The 14620-nt window shown below is 55.4% G+C and carries 13 protein-coding genes; 5 read left to right on the top strand and 8 right to left on the bottom strand.

The window, feature by feature from the left end; genetic code table 11:
* Positions 1-26 precede the first annotated feature (26 nt).
* On the bottom strand, positions 27-1130 hold the full coding sequence (gene asd / locus EDC54_RS12285; RefSeq protein ID WP_132456584.1) for an aspartate-semialdehyde dehydrogenase: 1104 nt from the start codon (positions 1128-1130) through the stop codon (positions 27-29).
* Between the two features lie 234 nt (positions 1131-1364).
* On the opposite strand from asd, the gene EDC54_RS12280 reads away from it, so the two are divergent.
* Complete coding sequence (locus EDC54_RS12280; protein ID WP_132456582.1) at positions 1365-1958, top strand: YhgN family NAAT transporter; 594 nt, start codon at positions 1365-1367, stop codon at positions 1956-1958.
* Positions 1959-2244: 286 nt separating this feature from the next.
* On the opposite strand, the gene EDC54_RS12275 is transcribed toward EDC54_RS12280, so the two are convergent.
* Positions 2245-3621: a GntP family permease gene (locus tag EDC54_RS12275; RefSeq protein ID WP_132456580.1), complete on the bottom strand. Its 1377-nt coding sequence runs from the start codon at positions 3619-3621 to the stop codon at positions 2245-2247.
* 159 nt (positions 3622-3780) lie between these two features.
* On the opposite strand from EDC54_RS12275, the gene EDC54_RS12270 reads away from it, so the two are divergent.
* The gene (locus tag EDC54_RS12270) at positions 3781-4293 is read left to right on the top strand and encodes a gluconokinase (protein WP_132456578.1); all 513 of its coding nucleotides are present in this window, start codon (positions 3781-3783) and stop codon (positions 4291-4293) included.
* A gap of 9 nt (positions 4294-4302) precedes the next feature.
* On the opposite strand, the gene gntR is transcribed toward EDC54_RS12270, so the two are convergent.
* The 5 genes from gntR to glpA all read right to left on the bottom strand — a co-directional run bounded on the left by gntR (position 4303) and on the right by glpA (position 10811).
* Positions 4303-5298, bottom strand: a complete 996-nt coding sequence (gntR, locus tag EDC54_RS12265) for a gluconate operon transcriptional repressor GntR (RefSeq protein ID WP_132456576.1) — start codon at positions 5296-5298, stop codon at positions 4303-4305.
* Positions 5299-5468: 170 nt separating this feature from the next.
* Positions 5469-6164: a pirin family protein gene (locus tag EDC54_RS12260; protein WP_132456574.1), complete on the bottom strand. Its 696-nt coding sequence runs from the start codon at positions 6162-6164 to the stop codon at positions 5469-5471.
* 516 nt (positions 6165-6680) lie between these two features.
* On the bottom strand, positions 6681-7892 hold the full coding sequence (gene glpC, locus EDC54_RS12255) for an anaerobic glycerol-3-phosphate dehydrogenase subunit GlpC (protein ID WP_132456572.1): 1212 nt from the start codon (positions 7890-7892) through the stop codon (positions 6681-6683).
* Positions 7889-9151: a glycerol-3-phosphate dehydrogenase subunit GlpB gene (gene glpB, locus EDC54_RS12250; protein ID WP_132456570.1), complete on the bottom strand. Its 1263-nt coding sequence runs from the start codon at positions 9149-9151 to the stop codon at positions 7889-7891. The genes glpC and glpB overlap by 4 nt, the downstream gene beginning before the upstream one ends.
* The gene (glpA, locus tag EDC54_RS12245; protein WP_165904304.1) at positions 9141-10811 is read right to left on the bottom strand and encodes an anaerobic glycerol-3-phosphate dehydrogenase subunit A; all 1671 of its coding nucleotides are present in this window, start codon (positions 10809-10811) and stop codon (positions 9141-9143) included. Before glpA ends, glpB begins: the two co-directional genes overlap by 11 nt.
* A 311-nt stretch (positions 10812-11122) precedes the next feature.
* Here glpA and glpT point away from each other — a divergent pair, with 311 nt between their 5' ends.
* The 3 genes from glpT (at position 11123) to EDC54_RS18150 (ending at position 13800) form a co-directional block, all read left to right on the top strand.
* Positions 11123-12472 (top strand): glycerol-3-phosphate transporter, encoded by a 1350-nt coding sequence (glpT, locus tag EDC54_RS12240; protein ID WP_132456568.1) that lies wholly within the window; start codon positions 11123-11125, stop codon positions 12470-12472.
* Between the two features lie 74 nt (positions 12473-12546).
* On the top strand, positions 12547-13632 hold the full coding sequence (gene glpQ, locus EDC54_RS12235) for a glycerophosphodiester phosphodiesterase (RefSeq protein WP_132456566.1): 1086 nt from the start codon (positions 12547-12549) through the stop codon (positions 13630-13632).
* Positions 13633-13677: 45 nt separating this feature from the next.
* Positions 13678-13800, top strand: a complete 123-nt coding sequence (locus tag EDC54_RS18150) for a hypothetical protein (protein WP_268991107.1) — start codon at positions 13678-13680, stop codon at positions 13798-13800.
* A gap of 8 nt (positions 13801-13808) precedes the next feature.
* On the opposite strand, the gene yigL is transcribed toward EDC54_RS18150, so the two are convergent.
* A complete protein-coding gene (yigL, locus tag EDC54_RS12230; protein WP_132456564.1) occupies positions 13809-14609 on the bottom strand; it encodes a sugar/pyridoxal phosphate phosphatase YigL in 801 nt (266 codons plus the stop codon).
* Positions 14610-14620 lie beyond the last annotated feature (11 nt).

The following is a 14620-nucleotide window of genomic DNA, read 5'->3' as shown; positions in this document are numbered from 1 at the left end:
GGTGTTGCGCCAGACAAGCAGGAGAATTACAGCAGGATGCGCAGCATACGGCGCAGCGGTTCAGCGGCCCCCCACAGCAGCTGATCGCCGACCGTAAAGGCGGACAGGTATTCCGGCCCCATGTTCAGCTTACGCAAACGCCCCACCGGCGTGGAGAGCGTGCCGGTTACCGCGGCAGGCGTCAGCTCGCGCATGGTGATGTCACGATCGTTCGGCACCACTTTCACCCAGTCGTTGTGGGTCGCCAGCAGTTGTTCGATCTCCGGCAGCGCCACGTCTTTCTTCAGTTTGATCGTGAAGGCCTGACTGTGGCAACGCAGAGCGCCGACGCGCACGCAGAGGCCGTCAACCGGGATCACGCTGCTGGTGCCAAGGATCTTGTTGGTTTCCGCCTGACCTTTCCACTCTTCGCGGCTCTGACCGTTATCCAGCTGTTTGTCGATCCACGGGATCAGGCTGCCCGCCAACGGCACGCCGAAGTTGTCCGTCGGCAGCAAACCGCTACGGGTCAATGCCGTGACTTGACGCTCGATATCCAGAATGGCGGAAGCCGGATTCTGTAGCGCTTGCGCTACTTCACCGTGCAATGCGCCCATTTGGGTCAGCAGTTCACGCATGTGGCGCGCGCCGCCGCCAGAAGCCGCCTGATACGTCGCCACGGAAACCCACTCCACCAGATTGTTAGCGAACAGACCGCCCAACGACATCAACATCAGGCTGACCGTGCAGTTGCCGCCGGCAAAGGTTTTGATGCCGTTATCCAGCCCCTGTTGAATTACCGCGTGGTTAACCGGATCCAGAATAATAATCGCGTCATCTTTCATCCGCAGTGAGGATGCCGCGTCGATCCAATAGCCCTGCCAGCCACTTTCACGCAGCTTTGGGTAGACTTCATTGGTATAATCGCCGCCCTGACAGGTAATGATGATGTCCAGCGCACGCAGGGCTTCAATATTATACGCGTCCTGCAACACGCCCTGATGGCCGCCCAACGTCGGAGCGGCTTCGCCATGCTGAGACGTCGAAAAGAAAACCGGGCGGATGGCATCAAAATCGCGTTCTTCCACCATACGCTGCATAAGAACCGAACCGACCATACCGCGCCAGCCAATAAAACCAACATTTTTCATGGTAACTGTCCTGCTTGGGGGGTAACAAAAAAATTCTGGCTGACGTCGATAGCGCTCAGTTTTCTGCCATAGCGGTTGCGCGTGTCGTGCCGTAAACCTGTAAAGTATCGCGTTGTTCAACCATACAAAATGTACATAAAGTCGCAAGTGAATTTATTCGATAGTACGGCATTTTTCAGCAGTCATTCTAATATCATCCCCCCTGACGCCGGATGACAGGAGTAAAACACCAACATGACAGAAATGATTTCCGCAACGGTGCTGCTGTTGCTCATTATGGACCCGCTCGGCAACCTGCCTATCTTTATGTCCGTGCTCAAACACCTCGATCCGAAGCGCCGGCGCGTGGTGCTGATCCGTGAAATGCTGATCGCGTTAGGGTTGATGCTGATTTTCCTGTTCGCCGGTGAGCGTATTCTGGCGTTCCTGAATCTGCGTACCGAAACCGTGTCCATTTCCGGCGGTATCATACTGTTTCTTATCGCAATTCGGATGATTTTCCCCTCGCAGGAAGGCCACAGCAGCGGTCTGCCGGCCGGCGAAGAACCGTTTCTGGTGCCAATGGCGATCCCACTGGTGGCGGGGCCTTCGCTTCTCGCCGCGCTGATGCTGCTGTCCCATCAGTATCCCGACCAGTTGTCGCACCTGACGCTGGCGCTGTTCATCGCCTGGGGTATCTCCTTCATCATCCTGCTGATGTCCGATGTGTTCTTGCGTTTGCTGGGTGAAAAAGGCGTGAGCGCGCTGGAGAAGTTGATGGGGCTGATTCTGGTCATGCTGTCGACGCAGATGTTCCTGGATGGCGTGCGCGCTTATATGAAGTTATAGCTGCGTCGTTGCCCCTGTTCTTAGTCACATTTTTATGCCGACTAAGAGACGGTTTCGTGCGCGATAATACCGTAATGTCTGTGCTACGCCGTAGCCCTGCGAACCCAGGCTTCCGGCTAAATCATGCCGCTACGCGGTGCCATCGGCGTTCATGACCACTTTTCGAGCCGCCAGTGACGCGTTCCCGATGCGGCACTGGCTTTCGCGGCATCCATGCCGCTCACTCGGTGCTCATGATCACCGCTGCATAATTTTTACGCCGGATTAATGTCAAAACCTTCCCTTGTCAGAGGAAAATACTCCCCACTAACGCAATCAGGAACGCGATGGTGCCGAGTAGCGTTTCCATCACCGTCCAGGTTTTCAGGGTCGTTTTTTCATCCATTTCGAGGAAGCGGCTCACGAGCCAGAAGCCCGAATCGTTCACATGCGATAGCACCGTCGCCCCGCCGGCAATCGCCACGACGATAAAGCAAAGATCGAACTGGCTGAGGCCGGGCGTCACCGCCACCGCAGGCGCCATCAACGCCGCCGTCGTGGTCAGTGCCACCGTGGCGGAGCCCTGTGCGACACGCAGTGCAGTTGATACCACAAACGCCGCGACAATCACCGGCATACCGGTATCCGCCAGCGCGCCCGACAGCGCATCGCCAATGCCGCTGGCGCGCAGAACGCCGCCGAACATCCCGCCCGCCCCCGTCACCAGAATAATCGAGCAGATGGGTCCCAAGGCACCATCACATATCTTCTCCAAATGATCGCGACTTTGCCGACCACTGAAGATCATCAAGGCAAAAAACACGGTGATGAGCAACGCAACCGGCGTTTTTCCTAACATGCGCAGGAACTGCACCAGCCCACTATCACCGCTAACAATTCCCATTACCGTTAACGTGTTCAGTCCGGTATCCAGAAAAATCAGTACCAGCGGTAATAGCAAAATACTCAGTACGACAGTAAAACGAGGCGGTTGCGCTGTCGGGTCGGTATCAACGGAAGACAAGAAACTTGAAGGCAGCTTGACGTCGAATTTTTTCCCTGCGTATAACCCATAGAGGTAACCGCCGAAATACCAGGTAGGTAACGCAATAAGGCCACCGATAATCACTAACAGGCCGATATTGGCACCCAGTAAATCACTGGCTGCAACCGGGCCGGGATGCGGCGGCACCAACGCGTGCATCGCAGCAAAAGCGCCCGCAGCGGGAAAGGCATATTTTAATGTCGAACCGCCAAAGCGTTTTGCTACGCTGAAAATAATCGGCAACATGACAACCAGACCCGCGTCAAAGAAGATCGGGAAGCCAAACAGCAGTGAAGCGATACCGAGCGCAAAGGGAGCTCGCTGCTCACCGAACTTGTTGATCAGCGTGTCAGCCAAAACCTTCGCGCCGCCGGTGACTTCCAGCAAACGGCCAATCATGGCGCCCAGACCAACCAACAGGGCAACAGAGGCTAACGTGCTGCCGAAACCGCTGAGCAACGTCGGCACGAGTTTCTCAAAAGGGGTTTTCGTCGCCAGCGCGGTGATCAGGCTCACCAGCGTCAGCGCAAGAAAGGCATGGACGCGAAAACGCATGATCAGCACCAGTAACAGTGCGACTGCGCCCGCGGCGATGGTTAATAGCACACTGGCGCTATAGGCGGATGTTATTTCTGTCATGGTTAATAATCTCTTTAGGGCATCCGGTTCTGGATTGGCTGATTGTTTGTGAGATGTATCACATCATCATTTGATACCGGTAACATGATACGGGTAACATGTTAAAGTCTGGAACCATTAAGTATCATTTAATTTACAGTTTGGGATAGAGATCAAATTATGTCAGGTCGAAGCATTATTCTGATGGGCGTGTCAGGCAGCGGTAAATCTTCAGTTGGCGCTGAGCTAGGCCGCGCCATTCAGGCAAAATTTATTGACGGCGACGATCTGCATCCGCGCGCCAATATTCAAAAAATGGCCAGCGGCACACCGCTGAACGACGACGATCGCGCCCCATGGCTGGAACGACTTAACGATGCCGCCTACAGCCTGGCGCACAAAAACGAGACCGGCATTATTGTCTGTTCCGCGCTGAAAAAGCGTTATCGCGACCGTCTGCGCGAAGGGAACGAAAAAATGGTATTCCTCTATTTGAAAGGCAGCTTTGAACTGGTTCTGGAACGCCACAGAGCCAGAGCCGGGCACTTTATGCCGACGGAACTGCTGAAAAGCCAGTTCGACGCGCTGGAAGAGCCGGGCAGCGACGAACCCGACGTACTGAAGGTCGATATTGACGGCACCCGGGAAGAGGTCGTTCAGCGCTGCATTGAAGCACTACGCGCGGCAGCCTAATGCAACCGCTTAAAGGCTTTCGCCGTCCAGTACGGTAAAACCGACATCGATCATGTCCTGCTCGACCGGCTCGCCCCGCAAGCGAGCCAACAAACGCTCGGTGCCGATGCGCCCCATGTGTTCACGCGGCGTTAGTACGCTGGCGAGTTTCGGCACCATGGCCTGCCCGATGTCGTGCCCGTGGAAGCCAGCCACGCCGATATCGTCCGGCACACGTAGTCCTTGCCGCTGACATTCGAATATCGCACCAACGGCCAGATCGTCATTGGTGCAAAATACGCTGTCAACCTGTGGGTATTCCGCCTGCGTCTGGCGCAGCAGTTCACCGCCAAGCGAATAGGAAGAGGCGCGCTCGTTCATGACACAATAGCTCTTCAGTCCGCTTTCCCACATCGCCTGTTCATAACCCCGGCAACGCATCAGCGTTCGTTCATCCAGCCGCGCGCCGAGATAAACAATATGACGATTCCCCCGCGCCACCATGCGCAGCGTCATCTGACGCGCCGCTTCAACGTTATCAAATCCCACCGCCATATCCAGACAGGAAGAAACGGAATCCATCAGCTCCACCACCGGAATGCCGGCAACATCCAGCATCTGTCGGGTGCGCGGCGTGTGGGTGCGTTCGGCCAAAATAAGCCCGTCAATGTGATACGACAGCAACGACGTCAGACGTTGTTCTTCTTTTTCAGGATGATAGCCGTAGTGCGCCAGCATGGTCTGATAGCCATGCGCCTCCGCCGTGCGTTCGATGCCGCGCAGCACCTCGGCAAAAACCTGATTGGTCAGCGACGGCAGCAACACGCCGATCGCCCGGCTGGTGGAACTGGCGAGCATATTCGGCGCCAGATTAGGGATATAGCCTAGCTCATCCAGCGCAATGGCGATTTTTTCCTGCAACGCCGCAGAGACCTGCGCGGGGTTGCGCAGATAGCGGCTTACCGTCATTTTGGTAATGCCTACACGGTCGGCAACATCCTGGAGAACGGGTCTTTTTTTCTTCATCGTCGACTAAAAATGCCCTGAAAAACAGTACGCTAAGTCTAGCAAAAAAAGTGTAAAGAAAGAAAAGTAAAGGCAAAAGGCCAGAAACTGAATGATAGCCTCAGGCATTTAGAAATGTAAAAACCCGCGTCATTTCCTCCGCGGGCTTCTTCACTAGCGTTTGACGGCCGTTATACCGGCGGCAAATCAAACAGCAGGATTTCGCTGTCCTCGCTGGCCAGCACGGAAAGCGCCGTTTCATCCCAGATGGCGAAAGCATCGCTGGTTTGCGCTTTCTGACCGTTAATCTCTACCGTACCGCGCACGACCTGAATCCAAACGCGACGATCGGCCTGAATCGAATACATCGACTGCTCCTGCGCGTTCAGCGCCCAACGCCACAGCGTCATATCCTGAAAGACTTTCAACGACCCTTCGCGTGCATCCGGGGACAGCACCAGTTGACGCCCTTGCGGCACATCGAAGCGTTTCTGCTCGTAGCGCGGCGTCAGCCCGGTTTTCTCCGGAATAATCCAGATTTGATACAGGTGCAGCTGTTCGTCCTGACTGGCGTTGTACTCGGAATGACGAATGCCCGTACCCGCGCTCATAATCTGGAATTCACCCGCTGGCACCTGCTCTTTATTCCCCATGCTGTCCTGATGTTCAATCACGCCGGACAACACATAAGTCAGAATTTCCATGTCTTTGTGAGGATGCGTGCCAAAGCCCTGCCCGCCTTCAATATAGTCTTCATTAATGACGCGCAGCGCCGAAAACCCCATAAAGTGAGGATCATAATAATCGGCGAATGAAAACGTGTGCCAGCTGTCGAGCCAGCCGTGATTGGCGTGCCCACGATCTTGCGCTTTACGTAAGTAGAGCATGTTTTTGTCTCCCGCGTTTCTGATAAAGAAAGTCTACCGGGTGGCGGGAAATAAGATAGCGCAAAAAACTCAACGCGCTGTTCGAAAAATCAGAACGGGATGAGGAAGAGAACGGTACGTAAGGCAAAAAAAAAAGCCAGCACCCGAGCTGGCTAAATAATACTGGAAGCAATGTGAGCAATGTCGTGCCTTCACAGGGAAACCGGATTGTCGTACATGGCATTAACCATTCATGATTAAACCCGGCCTCATTAACAGAGGCGCATGACGCCGTTCCCCGGAACGCATAGCAATAATAATCATTATCATTTGCACTTGTAAAGTTCTTTTTGCGATAAATTCTTATTCTCAATACGGAAGGAAGAACGGCCCATTTTGCTTAGTGTTGATCGTTTAAGAACCGGGAGACGCGGAGCGACCACGGGGCGAGGTGTCCCTGCGGGAACCTCATCCCCGTGTTTCTCTAAAATAAGGATTAAGTGGCCAGCATTACCCGTTTTACTCCCCTACTGTTTGTTACTCTGACTGCGCCAATGCCCTAGCCAGCAGGGTGATCGGGTGCTCACACCGTTTGCTGGTCGACATCTCTATCTGCCATTTACAAGTTTCGCAATCCGTGACTACGACATCCGCCCCGCTCTCTTCAATCTGGCGGAACAGCGGCGCGCCAATCCCCTGCGAGATGGCGTAATTCTCGCTTTTAAAACCGTAAGTACCCGCGATGCCGCAACATTGGGAATCCAGCACCACCAGCTCTAAACCGGGAATACGTTGCAACAGCGCCAGGGTATACGCCGTCCAGCCCATGCGCTCCAGATGGCAAGGCGTGTGGTACGCCACCCGCAGCGGCAGTTCGCGCAGCGGCAGCGTTCTCCCTTCCTCTTCCAGCAGGCGGTAGAGCTGGCGCGTCACCAGTTCGATGCCATCGCGCACGTGGCCGTTATCCACGCCCAGCAGGTGCGGGTATTCATCACGTAAGGTAAACGTGCAACTGGATGACGTCGCCACCACCGGTATCGATTTTTGATTGATGGCCTCATCCAGCGAGCGGATATTGACGCGCGCCTGCTTCCTCGCCCTGTCGTGAAAACCATTGGCAATCAGCGGCACACCGCAACACTTCTCTTTACTCAGCAGTTGGACGCCAATCCCCATTGCGTTAAACACCCGAATCAAATCTTTACCCAATTGCGGATGGTTGTAATTCACATAGCAGCCGTGGAAATAAGCCACCTGCTCATCGTAAGTCTGTTGCTTTGCAGCCTGCTGGCGATACCAGCGCCGGAAGGTGCCTAACGAATATTTCGGCAATTGGCGCCGATGGTCGATTTTCAACGCTTTATCCAGCAGTTGACGCACCGGTTTCAGGCTGGTCGCCGTATTCACCAACGGCGCGAACGGCGTGGCAACGGTCCCCATAAAATCGGTATGACTTAAAATCGCATCGCGCAATGTCGGCTTATGAGCGCCGTGCGTCGCTTTCGCGCGCTGGATAATATCGCCGATGTTAACGTCCGACGGACATGCCACTTCACAGCGCTTACAGTTAGTGCAGTACTTTAGCGCGTCATCATACAGCGCCGGATCTTTGCGCCGCAGGCGTTCACCATCCGGCCCCGCCTGTTTCGGACCAGGGTATAGCGGATTGACGCGCGAAACCGGGCAATATGTGGTACAGACCGTACATTTTATACAGTCTTCAAAACGGTCATCGCTAAGCAGGCTCACGCGTTAGCCTCCTTCAGAATCTGTTCGGCGACATAGAGGGCGCTCAGCAAGGAAACGCCGGCCCCACATCCCTGTGCGATGGGATCGAACCCTTCCAAGACCGCACCAATGGCATACAGCGTGTCAACCGTTTCGCCGCCGATACGCGGATGCAGGCGTTCATCGGTCACAACGCCAAATTGCATATAAGGCTGCGGTGCAAAAACATCCTGATGGCTCCAATCTTCACGTCGTTCGGCAAAGCGAACGTCCAGCCCAAAAACCGGCTCGGCCACGCGATCAAACTGTGAGACAAGCCCGTTGCTAAAGAAACTGCCGCTCGCCAGCACAACATGCTGCGCCTGAAGCGGAATATCACGATGATGCTGGCTATAGACTGCAACCTTCTTCGGCAGCAGCGAACCCCGTACCACGCGATCCCCCGGCATGACCATGCCTCCCAACTGGCGGAAACGCGAAGACAGCGCCTGATGCAATCGTAACCCCAATAATGACGGCGGCAGCGTAGGTAATAACCGCACCGGCTTGCCCAGCGCATTGCGTAATGCATCCACAATGTCCGGGCTATCCAGCCCCAGACAGGCGGGCATGATGATAGCGTCGTTGCCGCTGGCCAAGAGTGACAGTTCGGCGATCAATGCGGAGCGGTTTTCCGCGCGATCGAGTACACGAGCGATATTCACCGCCCGGAACTCGCTGGGATTCTGGCGCAGCGCATCAAGCACGGGCAGCTTCAGTTCATCACTGCGTGCCGCAATGCCCTGCTCCTGAAGCAGGCCGCTAACTATGCGCGGTTGAAAATCCAGAAAACCCTCAATACCGACAATCAGCGGATTGGCGCCAAAACCGGAATCCGGCAGACCGCGCGTCACGCCTTCAACCGGGCTGAGCCAACACGGGCGAAACTTGCCTAGCGGCGTCATACGCCAGTGGTTGCGCTGGTAGCTCCCCTGTAGGGAAAGATGGCTGCGCGCCAACAGCGCCTCGGCCTGCGATAACAACGCCGCGACCGTCGCCGCACCCATGCGGGAATAAGGATGATGAGGCGCCTGACGCGCCAGTTCCTCTAGTGCCGCGAGTGGTTGGTCGACGGACTGTCCGTCGGGTAGATAGGAGAGTAAATCCAGCGCGCCGGAGGCAAAATGCAGCGCATTCTGCCCGGCACTGACAATCGCGCAGCGTTTTCCCTGCTCCGCTAAGCGAATGCCGCAGGTTAGTCCCGCCAGCCCTCCGCCGATAATGACAACGTCATAGCGCATGACGATCCTCCTGTCTGTCGTTGTCCGTCAAGCCGCACAGCCCCTGATAAACCCAACGGGTAAATTCACTTTCGCGCAGCGCATTCCCCCAGACAACCGGACGGATACCTTTCCAGCGTTCGTTCAAAAACTGGCTAAGTTGTGTGAACGACTGCTCCGGCGTCGTGGTGCCCAGACGGCACAGTAGCCCCGCCGCGCGGCAGGCGCACAGCTCCCCCTGACAGGTGCCCATGCCAACACGCGTGCGACGACGTAAATCAATCAGGTTATTGACCTGCAATGACGCCACGGCGTAGCGCACTTCACCCGCCGTCACGGCCTCACACTCGCACACCAGGCTGCCATCCAGCCGTTCACCGGAAAGTAATCGCCCGGCGCGTTTGCCGTGGCGATAAATCGCCGAACCGCGCAGCGGCGCAGAGAGCGGTTTGGCCGCAGCATAAGCTGACAGGGCGTGAGGGGGAGTTTTCATCTCCGCCAGCGATTCAGAACCGGGCAGAGGCGTTTGTGCCGTCGAGCAGGCCACATCATGACCCAGCTTTTTGCAGACGGTATCGGTCACCCACTCCGCCATCAGGCGATAGGTCATCAGCTTGCCGCCGGTAATGGTAATAAACCCCTCCAGCCCGTCGCGGCTGGCATGGTCGAGCAGCACAATGCCGCGACTCACGCTGCGCCCACTGGGGTCACTATCGTTGGCCACCAGCGGCCGGACGCCCGCATAAGCGCGGAGAATGCGCGTACTCGCAAGTCCAGGCGCTAGCCGGGACCCTTCCCGCATCAGCGTTTCCACCTCGGCAGGCGTCACCAGCATATTGTCGATTTGATCGTAGTCGATGTGGGTTGAGGTGGTGCCAATCAGCGAAATCGTATCGCCCGGCACCAGAATATCGGCATCCGCCGGTTTCCGGCAGCGGTTGATCACCATATTGTTGATGCGGTGTCCAAGAATCAGCAGCGCGCCTTTCGCCGGAAACATGCGCACACGCAGATCGGCATATTCCGCAATGCGTTGTCCCCAGATCCCCCCGGCATTCACCACGACCTGCGCGTAGATTTCTGTTTCCACGCCGTTTTTATGGTCGAAAACGCGCACGCCGGTAATACGGTCGCCTTGTCGAATCAGCCCGATAACCTCATGATAGGTGAGCACTTCCGCCCCGTGCTCGCAGGCATCGATCATATTGGCGGCCGTCAGCCGAAAAGGATCGACGGAACCATCCGGCACACGTACCGCGCCAATCAGCGCCGGGTTTGCGGCGGGCTCCAAACGCAGCGCTTCCTGCGGATCTATCGCCTGTGCGCGAATCCCCGCCTGCTGGCAGGCGGTAATAAACTGCGCCTGCCAGCCGAGATCGTCTTCCGGCAACGTAATAAACAGGCCATCGGTTGGCTCAATGCAGTGGCGGGCGATGCGCCGCAGAATCCGGTTTTCTTCAATACATTCGCGGGCAGATTCGCCGTCAGTCACCGCATAGCGGGCGCCGCTGTGCAGTAAACCGTGGTTACGTCCGGTCGCCCCGGTCGCAATATCATAACGTTCAAGCAACAGACAGCGCAGTCCGCGCAGGGCGCAATCCCGTGCCGTACCTGCGCCCGTCGCGCCACCGCCGATGACAACCACATCCGTTTCACGCCAGTTCCCCGTGTTTTGCATCATCTTCTCGCTCCAGGCGGACGGCCTACATGTTGCTATTGGGACACAAAAAGACGGGTCAATGTTTGATAAAGAGCAAAAACGAACACAAAACGAAAATAAAGAAGGGTTCAAAAACGATAAATGTGATTCAACTCACTAAAAGCGCACTGTCGAATTTTCCTATTCTGTTAACATGCACACAAAAATCGTCACAGCTTCATAAAACCGTAACATTAGCGTGATGAATCACAGCCATTTCCACGCTAACCCCCTACAATAACGTTCGTAATAGAACAAAAAAGTTATCGTTTTTTTTCGCATTGGAGATATCTATGCTGAGTATTTTCAGGCCCGCAGCCCACCAGCCCCGCGTATCACAGGATCGTGTCGATCCCCTCTACCGTCGCCTGCGCTGGCAGATCTTCATGGGGATCTTTTTCGGCTACGCCGCCTATTATCTGGTCCGTAAAAACTTTGCATTAGCCATGCCTTACCTGATCGAGCAGGGATTCTCCCGCGGCGATCTGGGTTTCGCACTGTCGGGGATTTCTATCGCCTACGGCTTTTCCAAATTCATCATGGGCTCGGTATCTGACCGCTCCAACCCACGCGTATTTCTTCCTGCGGGTCTGATTCTGGCCGCCTCCGTGATGCTGTTCATGGGCTTTGTGCCGTGGGCGACATCCAGCATCGCGATTATGTTCGTCCTGCTGTTCCTGTGCGGCTGGTTTCAGGGGATGGGATGGCCGCCGTGCGGACGCACCATGGTTCACTGGTGGTCACAGAAAGAGCGTGGCGGGATCGTCTCCATCTGGAACTGCGCCCACAACGTCGGGGGCGGTATTCCACCGCTGCTGTTCCTGCTGGGCATGGCGTGGTTCAACGACTGGAAAGCCGCCCTCTATATGCCGGCCTTCGCCGCCATCCTGGTTGCGCTGATTGCGTTTGCCCTGATGCGTGACACACCGCAATCCTGCGGCCTGCCGCCAATCGAAGAGTACAAGAACGATTATCCGGTTGATTACAATGAAAAAGCGGAAGAAGAACTGACGGCGAAACAGATCTTCATGCAGTACGTTTTCCCAAACAAGCTGCTGTGGTATATCGCTATCGCCAACGTCTTCGTTTACCTGCTGCGTTACGGCATCCTCGACTGGTCACCGACCTACCTGAAAGAAGTTAAACATTTCGCGCTGGATAAATCCTCCTGGGCTTACTTCCTGTACGAATACGCCGGCATTCCGGGCACGCTGCTGTGCGGCTGGATGTCCGATAAAGTGTTTAAAGGCAACCGCGGCGCAACGGGCGTGTTCTTTATGACGTTGGTCACCATTGCGACCATCGTGTATTGGATGAACCCGGCCGGTAATCCGGGCGTGGATATGACCTGTATGATCGTTATCGGCTTCCTGATTTACGGCCCGGTGATGCTCATCGGTCTGCACGCGCTGGAGCTGGCGCCGAAGAAAGCGGCAGGGACGGCGGCGGGCTTCACCGGCCTGTTCGGCTACCTCGGCGGCTCCGTTGCGGCCAGCGCCATCGTCGGCTACACCGTGGATTTCTTCGGTTGGGACGGCGGCTTTATGGTGATGATCGGCGGCAGTATTCTGGCGGTACTTCTGCTGGTTATTGTTATGCTGAATGAGAAAAAGCATAAGGCTGAATTAGCCCATCGCGCTTAACCCGCGCTCGTCAGCCTCCCTCTGGCGGCGTCCTGATGACGCCGCCTTCTCTTAACAGAAAGAGGTTTGATCGCATGAACGTTACCGCAACATCCCTGCTCGCCGCCCTCGCGCTCTCTGTATCCTTTAGTGTTTCGAGTCACGCCGGTACCTCGGTTTCCTCAACCGACAAGATTGTGATCGCCCATCGCGGCGCCAGCGGCTATCTGCCTGAACATTCGCTCCCCGCCAAAGCGATGGCCTACGCTCAGGGGGCCGATTATCTGGAACAGGATCTGGTGCTCACTAAAGATAACGCGCTTATCGTCCTGCACGACCACTATCTGGATCGCGTGACGGATGTCGCAGAACGCTTTCCTCAACGGGCCCGGCAAGATGGCCGCTTTTACGCTATCGACTTCACGCTCAAAGAGATTAAATCGCTGAAGTTCACCGAAGGGTTCGACATCAAAGACGGCAAGCAGGTACAGCACTACCCAAACCGTTTCCCGATGTGGAAATCCGACTTCCGTATCCATACCTTTCAGGAAGAGATTGAGCTAATTCAGGGTTTGAATCACTCAACCGGCAAGAACATCGGCCTCTATCCTGAAATCAAAGCGCCGTGGTTTCACCATCAGGAAGGAAAAGACATCGCCCGTGAAACGCTGTCGGTGTTAAAGCAGTATGGCTATACGCAGAAAAGCGATAAGGTTTTCCTGCAATCGTTTGATGTTGCAGAGCTAAAGCGCATCAAAACCGAATTGCTGCCGCAGATGAAGATGGATCTCAACCTGATTCAACTGATTGCCTATACCGACTGGCATGAAACCTACGAGAAGCAGGCCGATGGGACGTGGGTGAATTATAACTATGATTGGATGCAGCAGCCCGGAGCAATGAAACAGATCGCGACCTATGCCGACGGCATCGGCCCGGACTACCACATGCTCATCCAGACAGGTTCGACGCCGGACAACATCATCATTACCGATAGGGTGAAAGAGGCCCACCAGCGTAAACTTCGGGTTCATCCGTTTACGGCAAGAGCCGACAGGCTGCCGCCATACGCGAAAAATATCGATCGGCTCTACGGCATTCTCTACTATCAGGCGGATGTTGACGGACTGTTCACTGATTTTCCCGACAAAGCGGTCGATTTCCTGAAAAAACCACGCTGAAGTTCTCATGCTGGTCACTTAAACATGGATTGAGAGGGAAACACGATGATGAGGCTCCCAGGGATGCCTCGCACCGTGGTCGCCCTCGGTATCTCGATCCTTAAGCGATCGCTGACGTTCGGCTTTGCCACCGGCCACCACGTGCCCGATAATACATCGGCGCAATGATGCTCAGCTTATTTCAGAAAAAGTTCTCGCAGGTAATGCGGCACCGCGTTGTCCGCATTAGAACCAATCACTTCACAATCGGGCAGTAAATCTTTCAGACGCTGATGCGCGTTCTGCATCACGCAGCCTTTACCCGCCATTGACAGCATTTCGTAGTCGTTCATGCCATCGCCAAACGCCACACACTCTTTGAGCGAGAAGCCGATGATCTTCGCCACCTGCTCCAGCGCATGACCTTTAGACACGCCGCCCGCCATCACTTCCAGACAGGTGAGCGTCGAAAAGCTCACGTTGACGCGGTCGCCCCAGCGCGCGTTGATCGCATCTTCCAGCGGCAACAGCTGTTCATGGGAATCACAGGTAAAGAATACTTTGCTGACACCATCAGTTTCCAGCAGCGCGGGCTCAAACAGCTTGTATTTAAAGATCGACTCTTTGAAGAAACGCTCTTCTTCCGCACGCGGGCGGTTCATAAACCACTCATCATCCCGATAAACGTGCGTCAGCATATCGGGGTTATTGTGCACGACGTTGTAAAGATCGCGGGCAATGTCATGATCCAGATTGTGACTGAAAATCAGCTCGCCCTGCGCGTTGTGTACCCGCGCGCCATTCGAAGTAATCATAAACGCGCTGATCCCGAGATTATCTCGGATCTGCGCGACATCCATGTGATGCCGTCCGGTAGCAAACACAAAGTGAATCCCTTTTTCCGTCAGTAGCCTGAGGGTTTCTTTCGCAAACGGGGACAACGCGTGATCGGGTGACAGCAGAGTGCCATCTAAATCGGAAGCAACGACATGGTACATAACGATGAAAT

Origin of the sequence: Samsonia erythrinae (assembly GCF_004342665.1) — a bacterium.
Classification (GTDB): domain Bacteria; phylum Pseudomonadota; class Gammaproteobacteria; order Enterobacterales; family Enterobacteriaceae; genus Samsonia; species Samsonia erythrinae.
The sequence above is the reverse complement of the archived record's forward strand: the minus strand, read 5'-3'. Positions and strand labels throughout refer to the sequence as shown.

What these genes read in the sequence shown, in the direction of transcription:
- asd (WP_132456584.1), bottom strand. Translation starts at nt 1,130, where the DNA reads ATGAAAAATGTTGGTTTTATTGGCTGGCGCGGTATGGTCGGTTCGGTT.
- EDC54_RS12280 (WP_132456582.1), top strand. Translation starts at nt 1,365, where the DNA reads ATGACAGAAATGATTTCCGCAACGGTGCTGCTGTTGCTCATTATGGAC.
- EDC54_RS12275 (WP_132456580.1), bottom strand. Translation starts at nt 3,621, where the DNA reads ATGACAGAAATAACATCCGCCTATAGCGCCAGTGTGCTATTAACCATC.
- EDC54_RS12270 (WP_132456578.1), top strand. Translation starts at nt 3,781, where the DNA reads ATGTCAGGTCGAAGCATTATTCTGATGGGCGTGTCAGGCAGCGGTAAA.
- gntR (WP_132456576.1), bottom strand. Translation starts at nt 5,298, where the DNA reads ATGAAGAAAAAAAGACCCGTTCTCCAGGATGTTGCCGACCGTGTAGGC.
- EDC54_RS12260 (WP_132456574.1), bottom strand. Translation starts at nt 6,164, where the DNA reads ATGCTCTACTTACGTAAAGCGCAAGATCGTGGGCACGCCAATCACGGC.
- glpB (WP_132456570.1), bottom strand. Translation starts at nt 9,151, where the DNA reads ATGCGCTATGACGTTGTCATTATCGGCGGAGGGCTGGCGGGACTAACC.
- glpA (WP_165904304.1), bottom strand. Translation starts at nt 10,811, where the DNA reads ATGATGCAAAACACGGGGAACTGGCGTGAAACGGATGTGGTTGTCATC.
- glpT (WP_132456568.1), top strand. Translation starts at nt 11,123, where the DNA reads ATGCTGAGTATTTTCAGGCCCGCAGCCCACCAGCCCCGCGTATCACAG.
- glpQ (WP_132456566.1), top strand. Translation starts at nt 12,547, where the DNA reads ATGAACGTTACCGCAACATCCCTGCTCGCCGCCCTCGCGCTCTCTGTA.
- EDC54_RS18150 (WP_268991107.1), top strand. Translation starts at nt 13,678, where the DNA reads ATGATGAGGCTCCCAGGGATGCCTCGCACCGTGGTCGCCCTCGGTATC.
- yigL (WP_132456564.1), bottom strand. Translation starts at nt 14,609, where the DNA reads ATGTACCATGTCGTTGCTTCCGATTTAGATGGCACTCTGCTGTCACCC.